24 protein-coding genes and 1 pseudogene are annotated in these 21,882 nt (G+C 61.3%); 12 read left to right on the top strand and 13 right to left on the bottom strand.

Annotated features, from left to right (window positions below; translation table 11 throughout):
• Positions 1–141: 141 nt before the first annotated feature.
• From prfB to AC0L2M_RS07705, 4 genes are all read left to right on the top strand, one after another.
• Positions 142–1,273 (top strand): peptide chain release factor 2 gene (gene prfB / locus AC0L2M_RS07720; protein ID WP_128182291.1). Its coding sequence is split into 2 segments (ribosomal slippage): positions 142–207 and positions 209–1,273, totalling 1,131 coding nucleotides; the frame shifts between segments, so codons are not numbered across the junction.
• 444 nt (positions 1,274–1,717) lie between these two features.
• Complete coding sequence (locus tag AC0L2M_RS07715) at positions 1,718–2,104, top strand: hypothetical protein (protein WP_128246557.1); 387 nt, start codon at positions 1,718–1,720, stop codon at positions 2,102–2,104.
• Between the two features lie 204 nt (positions 2,105–2,308).
• Complete coding sequence (locus AC0L2M_RS07710; RefSeq protein WP_473525183.1) at positions 2,309–2,677, top strand: GFA family protein; 369 nt, start codon at positions 2,309–2,311, stop codon at positions 2,675–2,677.
• 200 nt (positions 2,678–2,877) lie between these two features.
• Positions 2,878–3,528 (top strand): YiaD family glycine zipper/OmpA-like lipoprotein, encoded by a 651-nt coding sequence (locus tag AC0L2M_RS07705; RefSeq protein WP_128246555.1) that lies wholly within the window; start codon positions 2,878–2,880, stop codon positions 3,526–3,528.
• 102 nt (positions 3,529–3,630) lie between these two features.
• On the opposite strand, the gene AC0L2M_RS07700 is transcribed toward AC0L2M_RS07705, so the two are convergent.
• The 7 genes from AC0L2M_RS07700 to AC0L2M_RS07670 all read right to left on the bottom strand — a co-directional run bounded on the left by AC0L2M_RS07700 (position 3,631) and on the right by AC0L2M_RS07670 (position 11,320).
• A complete protein-coding gene (locus AC0L2M_RS07700; RefSeq protein ID WP_288142059.1) occupies positions 3,631–5,256 on the bottom strand; it encodes a DEAD/DEAH box helicase in 1,626 nt (541 codons plus the stop codon).
• Positions 5,257–5,446: 190 nt separating this feature from the next.
• Positions 5,447–6,220: an NAD kinase gene (locus tag AC0L2M_RS07695; protein ID WP_128246554.1), complete on the bottom strand. Its 774-nt coding sequence runs from the start codon at positions 6,218–6,220 to the stop codon at positions 5,447–5,449.
• Between the two features lie 481 nt (positions 6,221–6,701).
• Entirely contained in the window at positions 6,702–7,463 is a 762-nt protein-coding gene (locus tag AC0L2M_RS07690; RefSeq protein ID WP_473534503.1) for an MBL fold metallo-hydrolase, read from the bottom strand.
• Positions 7,464–7,466: 3 nt separating this feature from the next.
• Entirely contained in the window at positions 7,467–8,531 is a 1,065-nt protein-coding gene (locus tag AC0L2M_RS07685; RefSeq protein WP_128246552.1) for an ABC transporter ATP-binding protein, read from the bottom strand.
• Positions 8,528–9,310: an ABC transporter permease gene (locus AC0L2M_RS07680; protein ID WP_128246551.1), complete on the bottom strand. Its 783-nt coding sequence runs from the start codon at positions 9,308–9,310 to the stop codon at positions 8,528–8,530. Before AC0L2M_RS07680 ends, AC0L2M_RS07685 begins: the two co-directional genes overlap by 4 nt.
• A gap of 2 nt (positions 9,311–9,312) precedes the next feature.
• On the bottom strand, positions 9,313–10,200 hold the full coding sequence (locus tag AC0L2M_RS07675; RefSeq protein ID WP_128246550.1) for an ABC transporter permease: 888 nt from the start codon (positions 10,198–10,200) through the stop codon (positions 9,313–9,315).
• Between the two features lie 13 nt (positions 10,201–10,213).
• On the bottom strand, positions 10,214–11,320 hold the full coding sequence (locus AC0L2M_RS07670) for a polyamine ABC transporter substrate-binding protein (RefSeq protein ID WP_128246549.1): 1,107 nt from the start codon (positions 11,318–11,320) through the stop codon (positions 10,214–10,216).
• A 91-nt stretch (positions 11,321–11,411) separates the two neighbouring features.
• Here AC0L2M_RS07670 and AC0L2M_RS07665 point away from each other — a divergent pair, with 91 nt between their 5' ends.
• Positions 11,412–12,026, top strand: a complete 615-nt coding sequence (locus AC0L2M_RS07665; protein ID WP_287062035.1) for a TetR/AcrR family transcriptional regulator — start codon at positions 11,412–11,414, stop codon at positions 12,024–12,026.
• A gap of 509 nt (positions 12,027–12,535) precedes the next feature.
• Here AC0L2M_RS07665 and AC0L2M_RS07660 read toward each other — a convergent pair.
• The 3 genes from AC0L2M_RS07660 to AC0L2M_RS07650 all read right to left on the bottom strand — a co-directional run bounded on the left by AC0L2M_RS07660 (position 12,536) and on the right by AC0L2M_RS07650 (position 13,745).
• The gene (locus AC0L2M_RS07660) at positions 12,536–12,781 is read right to left on the bottom strand and encodes a hypothetical protein (RefSeq protein WP_128246547.1); all 246 of its coding nucleotides are present in this window, start codon (positions 12,779–12,781) and stop codon (positions 12,536–12,538) included.
• Positions 12,782–13,002: 221 nt separating this feature from the next.
• On the bottom strand, positions 13,003–13,281 hold the full coding sequence (locus tag AC0L2M_RS07655; protein ID WP_128246546.1) for a hypothetical protein: 279 nt from the start codon (positions 13,279–13,281) through the stop codon (positions 13,003–13,005).
• 149 nt (positions 13,282–13,430) lie between these two features.
• On the bottom strand, positions 13,431–13,745 hold the full coding sequence (locus AC0L2M_RS07650) for a hypothetical protein (RefSeq protein WP_236393095.1): 315 nt from the start codon (positions 13,743–13,745) through the stop codon (positions 13,431–13,433).
• A gap of 259 nt (positions 13,746–14,004) precedes the next feature.
• Between AC0L2M_RS07650 and AC0L2M_RS07645 the strand changes: the two genes are divergently transcribed.
• From AC0L2M_RS07645 to AC0L2M_RS07615, 7 genes are all read left to right on the top strand, one after another.
• On the top strand, positions 14,005–14,241 hold the full coding sequence (locus AC0L2M_RS07645) for a hypothetical protein (protein WP_023798134.1): 237 nt from the start codon (positions 14,005–14,007) through the stop codon (positions 14,239–14,241).
• Positions 14,242–14,528: 287 nt separating this feature from the next.
• A complete protein-coding gene (locus tag AC0L2M_RS07640; protein WP_288142074.1) occupies positions 14,529–15,872 on the top strand; it encodes a tyrosine-type recombinase/integrase in 1,344 nt (447 codons plus the stop codon).
• Between the two features lie 267 nt (positions 15,873–16,139).
• On the top strand, positions 16,140–16,367 hold the full coding sequence (locus AC0L2M_RS07635) for a helix-turn-helix transcriptional regulator (RefSeq protein WP_287237653.1): 228 nt from the start codon (positions 16,140–16,142) through the stop codon (positions 16,365–16,367).
• 193 nt (positions 16,368–16,560) lie between these two features.
• Positions 16,561–16,746 carry a hypothetical protein gene (locus tag AC0L2M_RS07630; RefSeq protein ID WP_128246543.1) on the top strand — a complete coding sequence of 62 codons (186 nt, stop codon included), beginning with the start codon at positions 16,561–16,563 and terminating at the stop codon, positions 16,744–16,746.
• Positions 16,743–17,090: a hypothetical protein gene (locus AC0L2M_RS07625; protein WP_287237655.1), complete on the top strand. Its 348-nt coding sequence runs from the start codon at positions 16,743–16,745 to the stop codon at positions 17,088–17,090. The genes AC0L2M_RS07630 and AC0L2M_RS07625 overlap by 4 nt, the downstream gene beginning before the upstream one ends.
• Positions 17,083–17,520, top strand: coding sequence for a hypothetical protein (locus AC0L2M_RS07620; RefSeq protein ID WP_473534502.1), 438 nt, complete (start codon positions 17,083–17,085; stop codon positions 17,518–17,520). The genes AC0L2M_RS07625 and AC0L2M_RS07620 overlap by 8 nt, the downstream gene beginning before the upstream one ends.
• Before the next feature lie 392 nt (positions 17,521–17,912).
• A complete protein-coding gene (locus AC0L2M_RS07615; protein ID WP_128246541.1) occupies positions 17,913–18,566 on the top strand; it encodes a hypothetical protein in 654 nt (217 codons plus the stop codon).
• Positions 18,567–18,899: 333 nt separating this feature from the next.
• Here the strand turns inward: AC0L2M_RS07615 and AC0L2M_RS07610 are convergent, their stop codons facing one another.
• From AC0L2M_RS07610 to AC0L2M_RS07600, 3 genes and pseudogenes are all read right to left on the bottom strand, one after another.
• The gene (locus AC0L2M_RS07610) at positions 18,900–19,310 is read right to left on the bottom strand and encodes a GFA family protein (protein WP_473534654.1); all 411 of its coding nucleotides are present in this window, start codon (positions 19,308–19,310) and stop codon (positions 18,900–18,902) included.
• A gap of 587 nt (positions 19,311–19,897) precedes the next feature.
• Positions 19,898–20,137, bottom strand: a pseudogene (locus AC0L2M_RS07605) (recombinase family protein); the annotation flags it as partial.
• A 76-nt stretch (positions 20,138–20,213) separates the two neighbouring features.
• Entirely contained in the window at positions 20,214–21,086 is an 873-nt protein-coding gene (locus AC0L2M_RS07600; protein ID WP_128246731.1) for an alpha/beta fold hydrolase, read from the bottom strand.
• Positions 21,087–21,882: the final 796 nt, after the last annotated feature.

Genomic DNA, 21,882 nt, shown 5'->3' with positions numbered 1-21,882 from the left:
ATAGGTCTAAGGTGTTTGGGCCGGCTTTCGAGCCGGCCCATTTCGCTTTACAGGCGGCGGTGCCGTCCCTATGTATCGCGCCAACCCAAGCTCTGCTCAAGCGACAGGGCACCATTTCAGCACAGGACAGAACGGCCAGCCATGCGCGCGGAAACGCAGAATATTGTCGACGAAATCAGGCAGGCGATAACCCTGCTGAGGAGGCATCTTTGACTGGGATCAAGCCATAAAGCGGCTTGAATACCTGAATGTGCGTGCCGAGGATTCGAGCCTCTGGAACGAACCGCTGGAGGCGCAGAAGCTGATGCGTGAGCGCCAGGGCCTCGAGGAAGGCATCGCCGCAGTCAAAGGCCTCACCCAGGCGCTGGAAGACAATATCGGCTTGATCGAGCTTGGCGAGGAAGAGGGCGATGAGGGCGTCGTCGCCGAGGCGGAAGCGGCGATCCGCTCGATGCGCGGCGAAGCAAAGGCCCGCCAGATCGAGACGCTGCTTTCGGGCGAGGCCGACGCCAACGACAGCTATCTCGAAATCCATGCCGGCGCCGGCGGCACCGAAAGCCAGGACTGGGCCTCGATGCTCCTGCGCATGTACACGCGTTGGGCCGAGCGGCGCCGCTTCAAGGTCGAGGTGCTGGAGGTGCATGACGGCGAAGAGGCCGGCATCAAGTCCGCCACGCTGCTGATCAAGGGCCACAACGCCTATGGTTGGCTGAAGACGGAATCCGGCGTTCACCGTCTCGTGCGTATTTCCCCCTATGACAGCAATGCGCGCCGTCACACCTCCTTCGCCAGCGTCTGGGTCTATCCCGTGATCGACGATACGATCGACATCGACGTTTCCGAATCGGATGTCCGCATCGACACCTATCGTTCATCCGGATCGGGCGGCCAACACGTCAACACCACCGATTCAGCGGTCCGCATCACCCATCTCGCCACCGGCATCGCGGTCGCCTGCCAGGCTGAGCGCTCCCAGCACAAGAACAAGGCGAAGGCCTGGGAGATGCTGCGTTCGCGGCTCTACGAGGAAGAACTGAAGAAGCGCGAGGCGGTGGCCAACGCCACCGAAGCGTCGAAGAGCGATATCGGCTGGGGCCATCAGATACGCTCCTACGTTCTGCAGCCTTATCAGCTGGTGAAGGATCTGCGTACGGGCGTCGAGAGCACAAGCCCGTCGAGCGTGCTGGACGGCGACCTCGACGATTTCATGGAGGCCTCGCTGTCGCAGCGCATCGAGGGCGGCGCCGGCGAAGTGGTGGCCGATATCGACTGAAGCTTCTACGCCCCAAGCAGCAGGAACATCACGCTAGAGTAACAGGCTCTTCACTGTAATTGAGCGGCTGCTTTATGGCTTTGTTTTTTCATCCAATTTTCGACAATTACTTCTACCTCCGGGTTCATTGTTGCAGGCCTGCCAGGGCTTGGCCCGGAACCACCGCGAGCTGATTCTCGTTATCCGCGCGATCCCACTGCCGGGGTTGATGAAGTCACTCTCGTCAGCCCCGGCAGGCTGGTTCCGGCTGCAGATGTCGGCGCTCGGTTGCACAGCAATTTCTTGCGCCAGCAAAGGAATCAGCCCAGCATCCGAACGCTGGGGGAAAAAGCATTTATGGCCGGACGCGGCGTATCTGCGACCTGACGAGCCGGCCACTGGGAAGTTACGTTCCAAGAACGGGCAAGCGAAACGCTTGATAACTCGGTGATAGGAATTGCGCCCATGCCTGCTTCCACAACCCGACTGGCCTCAGCCGTCAAGACGGCGCGCCGCCTCCTGAATTCGATCATTGCGGTGGTGGCCCTGACGGCCGTCGTCACTACATTTGCAGCATCCGCCTTGGCGCACGACGCCACGCCGACTGCAGCGAAGCCGCAAGGCTGGAGTTACCCATTCTCCTGTTGTTCCGGCTATGATTGCCGCGCGGTCTCGCAGACGTCGATCAGCGAGCGTCCAGAGGGCTATGTCATCAAGGGAACTGGCGAGGTCGTGGGCTACAGCGATGCACGGATCAAGAATTCGCCCGACGGCGAATATCACTGGTGTTCGGTCGCCGGCGCCAATGACGGAAAGACCATCTGCCTGTTCGTGCCACCGTCGTCGTTTTGATGCTTGTCGCCCAAAAGCTTGCTCCGAGAGCCATGGCCTGACCCGAGGCTGCGCAGCGGTTTGGGATAACGACATGCATCAACAAGATTGAAGCACGCCACGCGTCCGACGCAGGCACCCCGAGTCTGCCGACAGACGGTTGTCAACAGCGCCTCTTTATGTTGCCTTACCGCGCTGGCGGGAAGCAATCGCGAGGGAGGCGTCATGACCATAAAGGCAAGCTGCCACTGCAGGGCGACGATGTTCGAGGTTTCGGAAGCGCCGCTAACCGTGACGCAATGCACCTGCTCCTTCTGCTCGAAACGCGGCTCGTTGTGGGCCTATTACGTCCCGTCGCAATTCAAGCTCACCAGCCCGCTCAAGAATGTCTCTTTCTATCAATGGGGCTCGAAAACGGTAAAACATGGTTTCTGCGCCACCTGCGGCTGCGGCACCTTCACCGAAACGCCGGACTGGTCGACCGGCAAGCCGAATTTCGACAATCCGAAAATCAGCGTGAATTCTCGCCTGTTCGACGATTTCGACCTCGATCAGGTCGAGGTCGTCGTCATCGACGGCAAGAATCTCTGGTAGCCGACAGTCTCTGCCAGCCCATCGGAATTGCGCAAATAGCGGCGGTTGGATTGACCGGGAAAAGCCGTGGCCAGCCGCTTTTCCCCTTCCATTTTTCGCCGCATTTCATGTTACAAGCATAGAGCGACGTGCGTCAACTTGGACGCACAAGGGATGCGGCGCGCCACTGGTGGGACCGCGGACTGGAGAGGGACTACCTGATGAAAAAGACTGTGTTCGTCGCAGTGGCGACGGCTGTGCTCGTGAGTGCCTGCACCACAACCGATCCGTATACCGGACAGCAGAAAGTTTCCAACACTGCGGCCGGCGCCGGCATCGGCGCGCTGGCGGGTGCGGGGCTCGGCCTGCTCGCCGGCGGCAACGATCGCCGCAATGCGCTGATCGGCGCTGGCGTCGGCGCGCTCGCTGGCGGCGCCATCGGCGCCACGATGGACCAGAACGAGGCCGAACTGCGCCGCCAGCTTCAGGGTTCCGGCGTCAGCGTCACCCGCAGCGGCGACCAGATCATCCTCAACATGCCGTCCGACATCACCTTCAACGTCGACCAGGACGCGGTGAAGCCCGGCTTCTATCAGGTGCTGAATTCGGTAGCACTTGTGCTGAACAAGTTCCGCCAGACCACCGTCGACGTGTTCGGCCACACCGACTCGACCGGTGGCGACGAACACAATTTCGACCTGTCGCAGCGCCGCGCGCTGGCAGTCGCCAATTATCTGTCCGGGCAGGGCGTCGATACCCGCCGCTTCGCCGTCACCGGCTTCGGCAAGACGCGTCCGATCGCCTCCAATGCGACGGCCGCCGGCCGCGCCCAGAACCGCCGCGTCGAAATCCAGCTCTCGCCGCTCACCTGAGCAAGGCAGGCAGAAGACGGCATTGCACATGAAAACGGCCCCGCAAGGGGCCGTTTTGCTGGTATTTGAGAATTTCTGCTGTGATCAGCCCAATTTCTGCTGTTAGCCCTTGGCGACAATGCGCATGAACGCGGGCATGTCGTCACCGAATCCGACGGTACCATCGTTGTCTTCCTGGCGATGGCGGGCCGGGCGATTGCCGTCGCGCTGCGGCCTGGTGTCGCCACGTTCCGGCGCGCGCTGTTCGTTGCGATGGCGATCGGGCGAAGCCTTCCGTTCGGGTGAAGCTTGGCGTTCGGGTGAAGCTTGGCGCTCGGTGTTTTCCGAGCGGATCGCTTCCTTGCGCGCGCGCCGCTCACCGGCATCGGCGACCGCGGTCTCGGCCGCCACTGGCTGTTCCTCGCGCGCCGCATCCGGTGCGGCAGCTTGGCTTTGCTTGGCGTGGCGTTCGCGTGGTCTGCGTTCGGCCCTTTCCTTGCCATCGTCCTTGCGGCCGGCGCGGCGCGGGGCGCCGCGGCCACGGCGGGGAGCATCGTCGTCTCCGCCCTCGCTGGCGACGACCGTCGACAGATCGCCGTCATGCCACTCGATCTTGTTGCCGATCAGCCGTTCGATCGCGTCGATGTATTTGGTGTCGGACTTGGTGGCGATGGTGAAGGATTTGCCCGAGCGGCCGGCGCGGCCGGTGCGGCCGATGCGGTGGACATAGTCCTCGGCATGGATCGGCACGTCGTAATTGAAGACGTGGCTGACATCGGGGATGTCGAGGCCGCGCGCCGCTACGTCCGACGCAACGAGGTAGCGCAGTTTGCCGTCACGGAAATTGGCCAGCATCTGCATGCGCGCGCGCTGGTCCATGTCGCCATGCAGCGCGCCGGCGTCGAAATCATGTTTCAGCAGCGAGCGGAAAAGCTCCGAGACCTCGATCTTGCGGTTGCAGAAGATGATGGCGTTCTTCAGCTCCGCATCCTCGGCCTTTATCAGATTGCGCAGCGTCTCGCGCTTGTCCCAGGGTTTTGAGCCGGATTTCACCAGCCGCTGGACGATGTTGGTCGCGGCGGACGCCGCCTTCGAAACCTCGACGCGCACCGGCGCGTGCAGGAATTTCTCGGTGAGCTTGGTGATCTCAGGCGGCATCGTCGCCGAGAAGAACAGCGTCTGCCTGGTGAACGGGATCATCTCGCAGATGCGCTCGATGTCGGGAATGAAGCCCATGTCGAGCATGCGGTCGGCCTCATCGATGACCAGGATCTCCACGCCGTTGAGCAGAAGCTTTCCGCGCTCGCGATGATCGAGCAGGCGGCCTGGCGTCGCGATCAGCACGTCGGCGCCGCGCTCCAGCTTCTTGTCCTGCTCGTCGAAGGACACGCCGCCGATCAGCAGCGCGATGTTGAGCTTGTGGTTCTTGCCGTATCTGATGAAGTTCTCTTCAACCTGCGCGGCAAGCTCGCGGGTTGGCTCGAGGATCAGCGTGCGTGGCATGCGGGCGCGTGCCCGGCCTTTTTCGAGGCGGGTCAGCATCGGCAGCACGAACGAGGCGGTCTTGCCGGTGCCGGTCTGGGCGATGCCCAAAATATCCTTGCCGAGCAAGGCGTGCGGAATGGCGCCGGCCTGGATCGGCGTCGGTTCGGTGTAACCGGCGTCGGTGACTGCGGAAAGGACCTTCGGCGACAGGCCGAGGTCTGCGAAGGTCAACACGTCTTGAGCGATCTGGGTGTCTGAGGACAAGTTTGGCTGTCTTTGGCTGGTTCGGGGGCGCAACGCAAGCGGTCGCGGCAAGCGCCGCGCGCCTGCAAGATTGGTATTGCAGGTAGGCGCAAGCCCACGATTTGTCAACACAAACAGGCGGGGGACGGCACGATTGTGAAGTCGTAACCTTAATCGCGATGCTTAATCCATCTGCTGTCGCTGCGCCGGCTCAATAGCGGAACTGTTCGGCGAGAATGCGCTCGTTCCACGAGTGGCTCGGATCGAACAGCAGCGTCGCCGTTACCGTTGGCGATTCCTGCACCGTAACCGAGGTTACGGCCTTCACCTCGGTATGGTCGGCGGCGGCGTTCACCGGCCGCTTTTCCGCCTCCAGAATGTCGAAACGAACGGTCGACTTGTTGGAGAGCAGCGCGCCGCGCCAGCGGCGCGGGCGGAACGGACTGACCGGAGTCAGCGCCAGCAGCGGCGCATCGAGCGGCAGGATCGGCCCGTGCGCGGATAGGTTGTAGGCGGTCGAGCCGGCCGGCGTCGCGACCATCACACCGTCGCAGTTCAATTCCTCCAGCCGCACTTGCCCGTCCACGGTGATACGGATCTTGGCTGTCTGGTAGGACTGGCGCCACAGCGCAACCTCGTTGATCGCCAACGCCGAGATCGTTTCGCCCTCAGCCGTCACCGCCTGCATCTCCAGCGGACGGATCGTTTCGGCAACGGCCGCCGCGATGCGCCCGGTCAAACCGCTGGCGCGATATTCGTTCATCAGGAAGCCGATGGTGCCACGGTTCATGCCGTAGACCTTTTTTCCCGTGCTCATCGTGTCGCGCAAGGTCTGCAACAGGAAGCCGTCGCCGCCCAGCGCGACGACGATCTCTGCATCCTCGATGGATGCCTGGCCATAGCGCGCCGAAAGGCTCTCCAGCGCCGCCTTGGCGTCGGCGGTGTCGGACGAGACGAAGGCGAAGCGGCTGGCGGCTTTATTCATGGCTCCCAATGGCGATGTTGATGGCGACCGGTTGGTGGCGACCGGTTGCTTGGGCCGCGCCAGCGCCGGGTTAGCATGGGCGGGCAAATCTGCAAAGCGAGACATCTGGCGCCGCTTGATACAGCGCCGGGAGGAACTGCCGGCCTGCTGCTCGCGCATCGTGTCGAGTGACAAGCGAATGTGATGGTTAAGACGGGGGTTAAACTCTCGTAAAGCCGGATCGACCATGTTAGCCGGCAGCGGATGGGCGGCGTGGGGGCCAGCTAGTCGGACCGATTTATTGCCGGTAACACGCCTGATTGTCATCGTCCTGATGCTGGGAAGTTTCGCGCTTGCCTTTGCCCAACTGGTGCGCCAGTCGGAACAGACAAGTTTGAGACCCCAACCAACGGCTTCACGCTGCGGCGATGCCGCCGGCACGCCGTGCCCGCAAAGGGCGTTGTAATTCGCCAGGCACTTCCCGCGATCCAGAGGCCGGTGCTTATCGCGCCTGCAGCAGGTGGCAGCCGGCCTGCCGCTTTTGTGCGAGATACTCGTCGATAAGCTGGCGGTAGCGCACCTTGCCGAAGCTCGGGAAGTGGCCGCCATGCACGACCGCAACATCGAGGTCGCGCATCCGCAGCAGCGTCTCGACATAGTCGTCGACAGTGGAATGATAGACATCGTCGATCAGCGGGCCGTCATAGACGATGTCGCCGGAAAGCAGGATGCCGGTCTTCCTCTCGTAGAGCGCTATGCCACCGGGTGAATGGCCCGGTGTGTGGATCACCTCGAAGGCACGGTCGCCGAGATCGACGAAATCGCCTTCTCCAAGCAAACGATCGGCCGGCGCCGGCTGGATCCGGTAGCGCGTGGCATCCCAGCCCTGCGGCATTGCGTCGAACATGGCGTCGGTCGCGTAGCGGTCGGCGACCGTCCATTCATTGCGCGGATCGGCGAGGATTTCCGCTTCGGCCGCATGCACGCAACGGTCCGGAAATTCGTGATGGCACCCGATATGGTCGAAATGCGTGTGGCTCGCTACGCAAACGAGCTTTCTCTCCGTCACCAGCGGCACGTGGCGCCGCAGGCTGAAATGGCCGAGGCCGGTGTCGAACAGGAGATCGCGATCGCGGCCGCGCACATGCCAGATGTTGCAGCGGAAGAACGGCCTGATCCACGGCTCGTGGATCAGCGTCACGCCATCGCTCATACGGATGGCTTCATACCAATTCGCAGCGTCGATGATCGGAAGCGTGCCCATGGCTCAGCTCGCCAGAAGGATGACATCGCCAGCCTCGCACGAAACCGCAGAGATGTCGCCCGGCTGGACGACCGTTGCTGCGGGAACCCTGGCGATGAAGTGCAGCGCCGGGTCTTTCTCGGAGACAGCCAGCACGCGTTTGAAGCTGCCTTGAAACACCACGTCGCTCACCTTGGCCGTTCCGAGCCTTACCGCGCCGCCGGTTGCGCCGAGGACAAGGTGCTCCGGACGGACGGCGAGGGCGACAGAAGCGCCAGCAGGCATTGTACCGGGCAGCGAAAGCGGTCCGACCTGGGTCGCGACTGTGATTGTTCCATGCTTCGCCGCCGTCACCGTTCCCGATATCAGCGTGCTCTCACCCATGAAGGTCGCGGAAAAGCGCGTCGCCGGCCGCGCATAGACGCGCTCCGGCGGGCCTTCGTCCTCGATGCACCCGTCATTCATCACGACGCAATGGTCGGCCAGGGCCATCGCCTCTTCCTGGTCGTGGGTGACATGGATGAAGGCGGTGCCGACGCGTTTCTGGATCGCTTTCAACTCGTCCTGCATCTGCCGGCGCAATTTTAGGTCGAGCGCGCCGAGCGGTTCGTCGAGCAGCAGCACGGCCGGCTCGACGACAAGGGCGCGGGCCAGCGCGACGCGCTGGCGCTGGCCGCCGGAAAGCTGGTGCGGCTTCTTGTCGAAGGCGGTGGCGAGCCCGACCAGCGCCAGCGCGTCGCGCGCCCGCGCGGTCCGTGTCGCGGCATCGACGCCTTGCATGCGCAGGCCGAAGCCGACATTGCTGCCGACGCTCATGTGCGGAAACAGCGCATAGTCCTGGAACACCGTCGTCGTCGGGCGCTTCGCCGGCGGCACCGCGGTGCAGTCCTCGCCGCGGATCAGCACCTTGCCTTGGCTCGGCGTGACGAAGCCGCCGAGAATGGACAAAAGCGTCGTCTTGCCGGAGCCCGACGGTCCGAGCAGGATGGTGTAGCTGCCCGGCTCGATTTGCAGCGAGACGTTCCTCAACACGGTGTGCTGGCCGAAGCGGTGCGAGACAGCGCGGATATCGACCAGTGGCGCGGTCATGCCGGCTTCCTCCGCAACAGCATCAGCTCAAAAAACACCACCAGCACGATGGAGACGGCGAAGACCAGCGAGCCGACGGCGTTGGTCTTGGGATTGAGGCCGGAGCGCAGCAGGTTCCAGATCTCGACCGGCAGCGTCGTATCGAAGCGCGTCAGCAGGAAGGAGATCACGAATTCGTCCCAGGAGAAGGTCATCGACAGGAAGAAACCGGCGAAGATCGCCGGCGCCATGACAGGCACGGTGATCAGCAGCAGCACCTTCCATTCGGGCGCACCGAGGTCGCGCGCGGCACGCTCGATGTTGATCTGGTGGTCGCCCATCTGGCTGTAGATGATGGCAAAGCAGAGCGGCAGGTTGATCACGACATGGCCGATGCCGGCAGCAAGCAGCGACTTCGGTATGCCGGCCCAGTTGAACAGCACCAGCAGCCCCATGCCGATGATGAGATAGCTCACGGTCAGCGGCAGCGTGATCAGCCCGCGCAGCAGGGCCGAGCCCGGCAGGACGAAACGCGCAAAACCCCAGGCAGAGAGGAAACCGAGCGTGACGGCGGCAGCCGAGGAGAGGGCCGCGACCAGAAGCGAATTGACCAGCGCCGAGGTCAGCCGCGTGTCGGCGAGCACGGCGTCGTACCAGCGCAGCGACGGCCCGGTGAAGGGCGGGATCGGAAACGACGTCGCCTGAAGCGAAAACAGCACCAGAACGACCACCGGCAGGAAGATGAAGCCATAGATGGCGATGGCGTAAAACCAGGAGACGATGCGGACAAGGGCGCGCACGGTCAGGCCCGCTCGATCTTGAGCCAGCGGGCGCAGGTGAGATAGGCAATGGTGACAACCGCCATCAGGATGATCGACAGCGCCGAGGCGAGCGGAAAATCGCCGCGCCGGCCGATCTGCATCATCACCAGCTGCGGCATCAAAAGCTCGTTGTTGCCGCCGAGGATCTGCGGCGTGATGTAGTCGCCGATGCACAGCACGAAGGTGAGGAAGGCGCCGACCATGATGCCGGGCAAGGTCAGCGGCAGGACGACATGCAGGAACGTGCGCACCGGCCCGGCGCCGAGATCGGCGGCTGCCTTGCGGTAGCTCGGGCTGAGCTGCTTCAGATTGGCGAAGATCGTCAGCGTCAAAAGCATGACGAAGAAGTGCACGAAGCCGATGACCGTGGCCAGCCGCGTGTTGGCGAGCTGCAGCGGCTCGCTGAACAGGCCGGAGCCGGTCAGCGCGCGGTTGATCACGCCGTTCTGCGCCAGCACCAGCAGCCAGGAATAGGAGCGCACGACATAGGAGGTCCAGAACGGCAGCACCGCCAGCATCAGCGCCAGCCGCTGCCAGCGTTCCGGCACCTGTTCGGCCAGGATCCAGGCGAAGGGGTAGGCGAGCAGCACCGAAATCACTGTGACGATCACGGTGACCTGCAGCGAATTCACCATCGCCTGCCAATAGGCCGGGTTGGTGAAGAATTGGCTGTAGTTGGCAAGCGTAAAGCCGCCGCCGTCATGCGCCGTCAGGCTGGAAAACCCCATGGCGACGAACGGCAGCACGAAGAACAGCAGCGTCCAGCCGAGCGCCGGCGTGACCAGCGCCCAGCGCAGGGCACGGCCCGTCCGAGGCAGGGCATAGCCCGCCCGGGGCAGGGCACGCCCGCTGTTCGTGGCAGAGTTCACGACCGGCGACCGGTCACTGCGCCTGCAGCATTTCGGTCCAGACGTCCTGCATCTTCTTGTCGAGATCGGCATCCGGCGCCGGGTAGGGCTGGGCGCGGGCGAGGAAATCCGGCTGCTCGTCGAAGCGCAGGATTTTCTTCTGTTCATCGGTCAGAGCCGCCTTGGTATTCGCCGGCATGCCCCAATAGCAGGCAGAGGTGGCAAGCCGCGCCTGGCCTTCAGGGCTCATGATGTACTGGATGAATTTTAGCGCCATGTCCTTGTTTTTGGAATCCTTGAACATGGCCAGCGACTGCGACCACAGCACAGCACCTTCTCTGGGGATCGAGAAGTCGAGGGCAGGGTTCTCCTTGGCCAGCCCGGCCGTCACCCATTCGCCGCCGCCGACCAGAATGTCGACCTCGCCGGTCGCCAGCGCGGTCTGGCTGGCGGTCACTTCGCCGACCAGCTTGGCATTGGCCTTCATCTTGAGCAGCTCTTGCTTGATGGCCGGAAGGTCGGCTTCGGTCAGCTCGGCGGTCTTCTTGCCGATCGCCAGCGCTGCCATGCCGATGACCGGCAGGTAATAGTCGTAGATGGCGATCTTGCCCTTGTATTTGTCGCCTGTCAGCGCGGCCAGCGACTGCATGTCGGCCGGATCGACCTTGGTCTTGTTGTAGCCGATGGTGTTGTAGCCGAATTTTTCGGTGATGCCGTAGCGCTTGCCGTCGACCACGGTGGAGCTGTCCATCTTCACCTGGGGAAAGAGGTCGGCCAGCGGCAGCTTGTCTTCCGGCAGCGGTTCGAACAGGCCCTTTTCGACGCCGCGCGGTATGTCGATGCTGTCGATCACCATCACGTCCCAGTCGCCGGGCTGCGACTGCTCGACAATCGCCATGCCGGCGCCGGTGCCTTCGAATTCCTTGACATTGACCTTGACGCCGTTGGCCTCCTCGAAGGGCTGCAGCAGCGCCGGGTCGGCGTGATCGCACCAGATCAGGGCGTTGAGATCGGCGGCCTGAGCGAGGCTGCCCGTCGCCAGCAGCAGCGCTGTCGCCGCACACGCGGCGTGGAGGTGGCTCTTCAGAACCGAAAGCGGCTTCCTGGTCGTTGGATTCGGGGTGTTTGGATTGATGGTCATCGAGTGTTCTCCCTTGCCTTTCTGGCTTCTGGCGAAAAATTGAACCAATTCTAAAATTGAGTCAATTCTGTTTTTATGGCAGATAGCCGACATGAGCGGATTGCGGGCAAGGCAAAAGGCGGATCGGCATCGCCGCATTATCGAGGCGGCGGCGGCGCTTTTTCGCGACACCGGCTATGAAGGCGCCAAGATCGAGACGATCGCGGCGCAGGCGGAAGTCTCGGTCGGCACGATCTACAACTATTACCAGAACAAGGGCGACATCCTGGGCGCCATCGTCTCGATGGAGGTCAACGAGGTGCTCAATGCCGGGCGCGGCGTGGTTGCCAACCCGCCGGCCAATGTCGGCGATGCGCTCGACACGCTGCTCGGCATCTATATCGAGCATTCGCTGCATTATCTCAGCAAGGAGATGTGGCGGCAGGCGATGGCGATCTCGACACAACTGCCCGACAGCCCGTTCGGCCAGGCCTATACCGCGCTCGACCGGGCGCTGACCGAGCAGATCCGCGCGCTGATCGCCCGGCTGCAGGGGCTCGGCCTGGTCCGCCGGGATATCGATGGACACGCCTTGGGCGAACTGGTGTTCAACAACATGAACATGATGTTCATCGAATTCGTGAAGCGCGATGAGGCGAGGATTGCCGAACTGCGCGCCGCGATACGAAGGCAGAACCGGATTCTGGTGGCGGCGATCGCGGCGTGAGGGCTCCCGATGGGATTTCTGATGGCCCGGACGCCGCCAGGCCGCAATCGCGCCGGTTCAATTCCGCTGGTGGGAGCACTTCCGCTGTTGACTAGATTGGCGGTGTTCTACCGAGCATGCCTGGGTGGCCGCGCACGTGGGAACGGCACGACGGTCAAGGGCGCCTTACGGAATTCCGCGATGGCTATTTCTTCAATCAGCAAGTCCAGCGCCTCGCTGACGCGCTGGCTCGTTTCATCCATGCCGCAGAGCCGGTTTTGGGCGCACTCCAAGAGCTCGCGCGCCGCAGCGAAGTCGCTTCGCATGACACCACCCGTCGTTTAGCCCACCGCCCGGACATTGTCAGCGCGCTAAATTGAGCGATTGCTAATATACACAGGGGCATTTTAATCGAATGGCATTAATGGCCGGGAGCGGGAGATGCCGGCCGGTCCGCATCCCTGTTGCATCCATTGGTTCTGATGCCACGGACCGGAGGCATGGCGCTTTGCTTTGCGAAACGCGGGGGTTTAGTCTCGATACGATCTTGGGCGGCTTAGAAATTCTCTGGCGGCAGCAATCTGGCGTCGATGCTCGCGAAGGAAGGTCAGGCTGAAACAGATCGAAAAGGCCACTCCCGAAAGGGCTATCGTTGCTTGCGAGGTCGGATCTGGATCGCGAATCATCAGGAAGCGGAAACCGAACGCCAACGCGAGGGCAGCAAGACCACCATACATGCCACCAATAAAGGGGGCGATCGTGCGTTTCTGCTCCAACGGCGACTCCTATGGTTTCCACTGCGGAATACCTGTGGTTCCTGCTACGGGATACCTATGCTCCACAAGGGGACTACCTGTGGTCCGCTAGCGAATATATCCGTTGAAGCTGATGGGCTATGGCCGCGGCCTGTGGAAATCGGGGATGAGCAGGTTTCGACCGACCCTGGCAGGTAATCACAAGAAGCCGGTTGTTTGCTGCCCCCGGACGGCGTCTGTTTTCAATAGCGATAGATGTAAGCCGGCCTCCTGAAGCCGCGCTTGCACTTCACCTCTTCCTTGTATTCATCGCCCTCCCAGTTGCGCTCAATCTTGCAATTGCCGCGCCGAAATTCTTTTTTGTAGCTGTAGCGTTCGCGCTTCCGCTCATAATCATCTTCGTCTTGGTAGCGGCCCTGCCATTTGCCATGACCGCTCTCGTCCTTCCACGGATCGGCAGCGGCCATGCTGATGCATCCGGCCATTGCAATGCCGCCCAGGAGGGTGACGAGCACCTTCATAGGCGATCCTCCTTTGCTGGTCTGCGCAACTGATTGAAACTCCGTCGAAGATTTCTGTTGCGTGGGCCGCTTTGCAGAGTGTGGACGGCCGTCAACGTTTTCATCAAGCCCGGAAGCTCATCCCGCCGGGCCCGTATCCGATGGCACAATCAGCCGCCGTTAGCAGGTGCTGCCGGAGCGGGTGCTGCCGGAGCAGGTGCGGCCGGCTCTGCCGGAGCGGGCGCGGCTGGGGCAGGTGCGCTCGGCTCTGCCGGAGCGGACGCGGCTGGCGCTTCGACGTTGGGCGCTTCGACCGTAGGCGCTTCAACCTTTACGTCGACGTCCTTTCCGGTGCCCCCGCCGTTGATGTTGATAACGCCGGTGAACAACAGCAGGATCACGATTGCGATAATTGCGAGAACGACGGCGACAGCGGTGCCGGCGCCATTTCCGCCTGAGTTAACAACGGTGGGACCGTCAGCCATGACTATCTCCTATTCTCAATTATCACTGGTCGGCAACGGGACCGGCGGGCACTTAGTTCCGGCGCCGGGCTATGGTCCATGACGCAGTAAGACTGAAGTTTGTGCGTTAAAGACAGAGGGCTGAGGCTGGCAACCAAGATCTTGGCAAGGGATTGGTATTTGGCCGCCGAGCAAAGTCCCTTCATCGGTGGTTCCGGGTGGCCCCGCTGTATACTCATCGGCGGGCACCCGATGTGGCACCCTAACGGCGGAGAGAACTGTGACCCTTATCCAGAGCCAACAGAATGCCGATGCGGTCGCAAGCCGACCCGCCAATGACAATCAAACTCCTGACCCAACAGATTTCTCGGCGGTTGATCTTGTTTCATCGAGCGACGACGACGTCGTTGCAATCGTCAGGCGAACAGAGCGCCTGGCCCTCGCCGTGATTATAGTAATGGCGATCTTCCTGATCTTTGCACCGGTATTCTTCATTGCCATGATGTATGGGATCTAGAGGTCCCGATTAGCCTTGCCCCCCTCGCGCAGCGCGGCAAAATCCGAAAGGCCAGCCTCATTCAAGACGACTGGCTTTGGTGCCCCCGGACGGAATCGAACCGCCGACCTTCGGTTTACAAAACCTGAAACTCCGGGTAACGCGACATAACAAAACCGAACATCTAATGTTGTTCAAACCCTTGTTCTGCCTTGCTTTGCTGGATTTGTTACCCTATGTTAGCAACATCGGGTAACGGCGCATAACACGCGTTTGCGTTACCCCGTTGTTACCCAGGGGATTTGGACATGGCAAAGGCACTTACGGCGGCATCTCTTCTCAAGCTCAAGGCAGACCCCTCCAAGCGAAGAGAAATTGGGGACGGGATTTTGACCGGCCTGTATTTCGTGATTCAGCCCACGGGGCGGAAATCTTGGGCGGTTCGCTACCGGGCCTCGGGCATTCCGAAAAAGGTCACGCTCGGCAACTCTCTCTTCGGTGACGACGCTGACTGCGCCGGTGAGGAGTTGACCCGCATCCGCAGAGAAGCAGCGCACATACTGGAGCGCGTCCGGCGCGGCGAAGATCCCGGTGCGGAAAAGCAAGCCGCCAAGCGAGAGGTAAAGGACGAGGACGCGGCGAACCGCGACAAGTTCAAGACCATCGTTGAACGCTACCTCAAGGAGTATGCATCGAAGCGCCGGAACTATCCCGAGAAGGCGAGGCTCCTCGGCTTGAACCTCAAGGACGAAGTGAACGCGCACCGTGCCGTCGGTTTGTGGGGCGAGAAGCGCATTCAAGACATCACCCGCCGCGACATCAGAGAGCATCTGGAGAAGCTTGCCACAACAGCGCCGATCGGCGCCAACCGTACATTTGCGGAGCTGCGCAAGTTCTTCAACTGGACAGTCGGCAAGGACATCCTGCCGGCTTCGCCAATGACGGACCTGCAGCCGCCGTCCGAGGAAAACGACAGCCGCAATCGCGTCCTGATCCGGCGCAAGGAAGTCCCTGGCTCCAGCGACAATGAACTGCGCTGGTTATGGCAGGCCTGCGAAGCCTATGACGGTGCAGCGGGCAGGGGACCGTTCGGCCCGCTCCTGCACCTCTTGATCCTGACCGGTCAGCGCCGCACCGAGGTTTCCGCAATGACCTGGGGCGAGATCGACATGGACGCCGCAGAATGGGTCATTCCCGCCGCGCGGTCGAAGAATGGCGAGCCGCATGTGGTGCCGCTGTCAGAGCAGGCGCTGGCGGTCCTGCGGGCGCTGCCACGGATCAAGAGCAAGGCAGGCTACGTTTTCACCACGGACGGCGAAAATCCCGTCAGCGGCTTCTCCAGGATGAAACAGCGCATCGATAAGCTGATGGCCGAGATTGCTGGCGAGGTCGAGATCCCTGACTGGACCGTGCACGACATCCGCCGCACCGTTGCCGCCGGCATGCAGCGCATTGGCGTGAAGATGGAAGTCACCGAGAAGGTGCTGAACCACAAGTCCGGCTCTTTCCGTGGCATCGCCGGCATCTACCAGGTTCACGACTACGCCGACGAGAAGCGGGCCGCGCTCGACGCATGGGGCCGATTTGTCATCGACTTGGTCGAAGGCAAGGCGGCGCAGAATGTGGTGCCGTTCCAGCAGGAACGCGCCTAATCATCCTGTGCATAGCCTGTGGAAAAAGTTCAAAGCCTGTGAACAGCGGGTACGGAGCACGTTTTGCCCGTGGGAAAACCGGGTACGGCTGCCGATTCTCTTGCACCCCCCGAATCCCATAGGCTAACTTGTTAGCTAACGAGCCGATTTGGTTCGGAAATTTGAAACAGCCGGGCTTGGCCCTCAGAAAGCTCGCCCGGCTGTTTCTTTGAACAGAAAATCACACTCGTTGGTGTGTTCTCCCTTTTGCGCAAGGATTCCTCGCACATGGTTTTTATGCCCCAGCCTGCAGATGCAGGCAATACACAAAATATGTTCATCCCGGCCCGCCACGTCCGGGAGCGCTACAAGGTCAGCGACATGACCATCTGGCGCTGGCTCCGCGACGAGCAGATGGCGTTTCCGCAGCCGCTCTATCTTGGCCGCTATCGGTATTGGCGGATTGCCGAGATCGAAGCCTGGGAACGTGCCCACGCTGGAAAGGGTGCTGCCTGATGGGACAGCCTCTCACCGAAGATCACGCCGCCTGCGAGTCCGCCAACATTGAGCGCGGCCTTCGATTCCTGTCAGAGACTCCGCGGCACATCCGGGGCGCAGCTATACCGGCGCTGCGGCATCTCGGCCTCAGCCCCAAAGAAGCCTGCGAGGTGGTACGCCAGCACAACATGGCGATGGCGAGGGCGGGCTGATGTCTGAAAAGCAAAGCTCCCAGGCCAAGTGGAAAATGGCGAACCCGCAAGCCGTCTGGCTCGCCGCGAACTGGTTCAAGGCAGAGCGCCCGCTGCTGCCTTTCCTGCGCAAGAGGTTCGGCCTTTCCCCTCATGAAGCCGTCGAGGCTGCGCGAATCCGCAAGGGTAAGGGGGCTCACCAATGAGAAACCCTGAAATGGAAACCGCCGCCCCGAGTGGCATCGGGAACGGCGGCAATTTCGAAAGCATCAACACAGCGAACCTAACAGAAGCCAGGCGTCGTCGCAACTCGATGACACCGCAAGACCGCTGGAAGGCGGCGCACCCGAAAGAGACTTGGGCGCATGCGGCCCTGCGTTCCGCGCTGAAGAAGGGATTGATCGAAAAGGAGCCGTGTGAGGTCTGCGGCGCCCACGAGGTCGATGGTCACCACGATGATTACGCTCGCCCGATGGATGTTCGCTGGTTTTGCCGCCGGCACCCTAAGCAGGAACATCGCCGGCTGAAATGCGAGGCGATCAATGGGTAAGATGGTCCGGCAGTTCCACAAGGTCGGCCCGACCGTCTGGCGATCAAGGCGCTTCCTTGCCCTGACAAACGACCAGAGGCTGCTCTGGTTCTACTTCAGCACTGGCCCGCACCAAACGAGTGCGGGTTGTTGCCTAGTGCCGCCTGCCTATGCCGTGGCCGATCTCGGCTGGACAATGGACCATTACCAACTCTGCCTCGCTGCCTTGGCTACGGCTGATCTGATCTGCCACGACGAGGAAACCAACGAGATCTACGTGTGCCGCTGGTTCCAGACCTCACCTCCTACCAATGGCAAGCACGCCGCCGGCATTGTCATCCACATCTACAAGCTGGACAGCGACAGAGTTCGGGAAAAAGTCGAGGCCGAATTTGATGAAACGGAATGGGGAGCCCAGTTCATGACCTCGCCATCCATAGCCTCTCGATAGCCTATGCAAAGGGTATCGATACAACAGAACAGAAGCAGAAGCAGAAGCAGATTAGATCCAGAAGCAGAGATCAGAAGCAGAAGACAAACGGGCTTTTGAGGGAAGGAAGGCAACACGAGGAGCCCCGCGTACATTCAATGAGCGCTCGACCTTTTTCCTGATCGGCCTCGCGCTCGCCGGCCTGCAACTTCCGGGCATTAAACTTTCTCCTGAAATCGGGGCGTCGGTTATTCAATCCGCTGCTCATACTCTCTGAATGCCTTACATTAAAAGGGATTTGGCTGTATCTTCGCTCGTGATTTGGCGGATTGGGTAAAAAGTGGGTAACAAATCGGCGAACATCGGATCTGATAGCGATCGGTATTCCAGCAGGCGGGTATGGTGAGGCACTGATGACAGTCGTTCCGATGCCCAAGAGAGGCAAGACGGTAAAACCGGTTGCAAAGCCGCACGAGCCGACGCAACTGGAACTTGCATCACGGGCCGCCTACGCTAAGCGCCGCGAGAACAGGCGTCCGGTTCCGCAAATAAAAATCTCGATGAGCGACGGCGATGGTGGTAAGCGCATCGCTTCGATCGCGGTGGACCACCCTGACCCGGCACTAGGCTATGAGCTACTGGCCGAAGCCGTAGGGGCCGATAGCGGCACTTTCCTTGCCGGCACTCTCGATTCACTGGCCAAGGCTGCTCAGGTCGGCTCCGTGGTACGTGAGGGTGAAATGAATTATGCCCTCTCCATGGTATGCGGGCTCCGACCGAAGGACCAGATCGAAGCGACTCTTGGTGTCCAGATGGCCGCCATCCACCTCGCCACGATGAATACCGCTTTGTGCATGGGAGAAGCCAAGACGTGGGAGTTGAGGGAATCGCAGGAACGGGCATTAAACCGCCTCGCCCGTACATACGTGGCCCAGGTTGAGGCTCTGAAGCGTTATCGCAGCAAAGGAGAGCAGCGCGTGATTGTCGAGCGCGTGAACGTTGAAAAAGGGGGCCAAGCCATCGTCGGCAACGTCGCCCATGGGGGGCAGGGTGACGGAAAAAAATAACGTCAACCTCATGAACCTAGCGCCTCGGTGTCATGCTCGGTCGAAGCGGACGGGTTGCCAGTGTCGATCGCCAGCGGTGAGGGGCAGCGCAGTCTGTCGCATGCACGGTGCGGGCGGTGGCGCACCTGAAGGCAAGCGGAACGGCAACTATCGCAACGGAGGCAGGACGAAACGCACAATGGCAGCCTTGGCGGTTGTCCAGGCAATGGCGCGGATATGTCGGCAGACGATCGATGATCTACCGGATTAACTGGGAAGTAGTCGCCATGCTGCTCGCCGCGGCTTTCATTCTGGCGTTGTGCCTGCGTCCTTAGCTTGCGGGCTCAGGTGGTTCTACCTCGGCTTCATTGCCGGGGCTTCTGCGTCCTTTTCGAACTGCGTTGCGGATGGCAGAGGACTAAGCCAGCTTTCGCGACGTACGGTCCAGAGTTCGTATTCGGGTGTTAGGTCCGATGGTACCTCGTCGAGGGCCCCGATCATAACCTCCACTTCGTCGTCGCGGATCGACGGCACGCGTCCGCCGCAAGTCGAGCAGAAGCTTCTGCCCGCGTACGTACTGGTGAAACCCGTCATTTTCTCAAATGCCTCTCGGGGCCACACTGCAAACGCAGAGAAAATCGACCCGCTGGCTTTGCGGCAGTCGCTGCAGTGGCAAATGCCAACCCGAAGCGGATCGCCGGTCACGCGAAACGTTACGCCGCGGCAAATGCAGCTACCAGTTCGAACTTGCGCGACTTGGTCCACCACGAGCGTTCTCCCGACCGCTTCAACGGCAAGGAGGGCGAAAACGTTCCACCTTCCCCAAAGGGGCCGCCGACCGGTCTCTCAACCCGGCTCCTTCCGTCGGCGCTTATTGCGAACGCTGATCAAGACATCGGCAAGTCAAGGAATTTGCAAGCGCTGCGCTCGTGCCATCGTTTGGTCAGCGCGGCGAGGTCGGCATCGCAAAGTCTTGAGATGAAGGCCGGAGAGCCTGTCACAACAGCCTCTTGTTCAATCAGGTGTACTTCATCTTACTCCCTATCCAAGGAAATTTGATGGCCACAGGTCCCGCTTTCCGGAAAGCAAAACTGGGAGCGGATTTTTCCAATGTTTTCCCCGGTGTGGGAATTCCCACAGCCGAGCCTGGTCCGACTGGCATATCCTTGTTTGCAACATCCAGGCCTGCGCAGAAGCCATAAGGTGTCCCGCGATGGGTCAATAAGTCTGGCACGGCAGTTGCATGGTCAGGTATGGGGGAATGGGGCGGAGGCCCGTCGCTTCGCAAATGTAGCGGCGGGTCTTCTGCATAGAGGTCGCGTCCCAGTCTACGCGCTGCCGTCCGTCTCGCTTATGCCAGTGGTCTTGCGCGAGGCGAGGGCCGTTTTGGTCCGTTCCGAGATTAACCGCCGTTCTTTCTCTGCCAACGCGGCGTAAAGGTGCAACATGAACGGATCGGCATCGGCGCCAAGTTCGGCGACGATAAACGGGACCCGCTGGACCATCAGGCCGGCTATGAAGGCGACATCTCGCGACAGGCGGTCGAGCTTGGCCACGACCGGGCATTTTGTCTGGCGAGCAAGGGGGAAGGCCTGCCCGATATTTCTATGGCCGACGTATGGACAGTCTATGCGGGCCCGGCCGCCTGGCCGGGCCCGCAGTCAAAGTTCACACCGCGGCAGCGGCCGCTCGCTGGTCTGCCTTCACCTTCGCCCCGCGAATGAACGCAAGTATCTCCGGATTTACGACCTCTGGATGGGTCTGGCACACGCCGTGCGGTAGGTCCTTGTAGCTCCTGAGCGTGCCGTTCTTCAGAAGCTTGACCGTCAGTGGCGCTGAATCGGCATAAGGCACGATCTGGTCATCCTCGCAGTGGATCACCAGCACCGGGACGTCGATCGCCTTCAAATCCTCGGTGAAGTCGGTCTCCGAGAAGGCCTTGATGCACTCATACCCGGCCTTGACGCTCCCCATCATGCCCTGTCGCCACCAGTTGCGGATCAGACCCTCCGACGCCATCGCGCCTGGCCGGTTGAAGCCGTAGAAAGGGCCGGTCGGAATATCGAGGTAAAATTGGGCGCGGTTGGCGGCAAGCACAGCACGGTATCCGTCGAACACCTCGATTGGCGTCCCGCCCGGATTTGAATCTTTCTTGACCATCACGGGAGTCACCGCGTCGATCAACACGGCCTTGGCCACGCGTCCTGGTTCCGCGCGCGCCACATAACGTGTGGCCTCGCCGCCACCGGTCGAGTGGCCGATATGGATCGCATTCTTGAGGTCGAGGGCCGTGACCAGCTCGGCGACATCGGCTGCATAGGTGTCCATCTCGTTGCCGCCGTCGGTTTGGTCCGACCGCCCGTGGCCCCGCCGGTCGTGGGCGATGACGCGATATCCTTCCGCCAGGAAGAACATCATCTGGTTGTCCCAGTCGTCGGCACTCAATGGCCAGCCATGGTGGAAGACGATCGGCTGAGCGTCTCGGGGGCCCCAGTCCTTGTAGAAGATCCGGGTGCCGTCTTGGGTGGTAATGTAAGTCATGGGGATGTGATCCCTTGTCACGGAGCCGGCCGGCAGGACCGGCGCTGTTGTCTCGTGATGGGGTCGATGGCGGGTTAGGTAAGCGTCCGTCGAACGATTCGGGCCCGGTCGCGACGACAACAGCAACATAGCAAATTTGCCGGCATAAGGCAGCTTGCGAGTGTCTTCGACCAATTCAAGAATTCGTACACCCTGTAAGACAGGAGGACATGCACGGCTGTTATCCAATCTTCCAGACGGACACTTGCATTAAGCCTACCGGCAATGTCCTCGCGCGTTTTGAAAAGTTACGCTCCTGGCGCGTCGTTGCCGAGAGCGAGACTGTCAGACGGCCGCTTTCCCACTCGAGTCGGTCGTCCAACTCGCTTGTCGGTGCGATGAGCGTCTGACGCGAACTTCGCCTCGACAGCGCCATTTCCTGACGTTGGCTTTGGACGAATGCAAGGTCTCGATCCGAATCCAATGCGGACGTTCCCTTCCTCTCAGCCAACCAACGCCGCTGCTGCACTCCCTTGTCACTGTCGAATGCGCGTATACGAACCCGGCGCCGCTTCCGGTGCTGTCTTTCAAACGCGAGCCGTTATTGGCCGCCGCCGACGTTTTGGAACTGCTCTTGAAGCCGCTCCTGGATCTGATCGATCGAGAAGCTCGCCGGACGGTCGCAAGAATCGGATGTTTAGGCAGCGGAAGCGCTGGCGATGACAACATCCATTCGAACAGATGAAAGGCTGCGCCTCTGGCGGAGAGAGCGGGCCGATCGGGTCGCTGTTCCGAGTTTTATGACACTCGACCGAGA

It is taken from the genome of Mesorhizobium sp. WSM4806, assembly GCF_055811635.1.
Note: the sequence above shows the minus strand (reverse complement) of the source record. Positions and strands in the feature narration are given on the sequence as shown.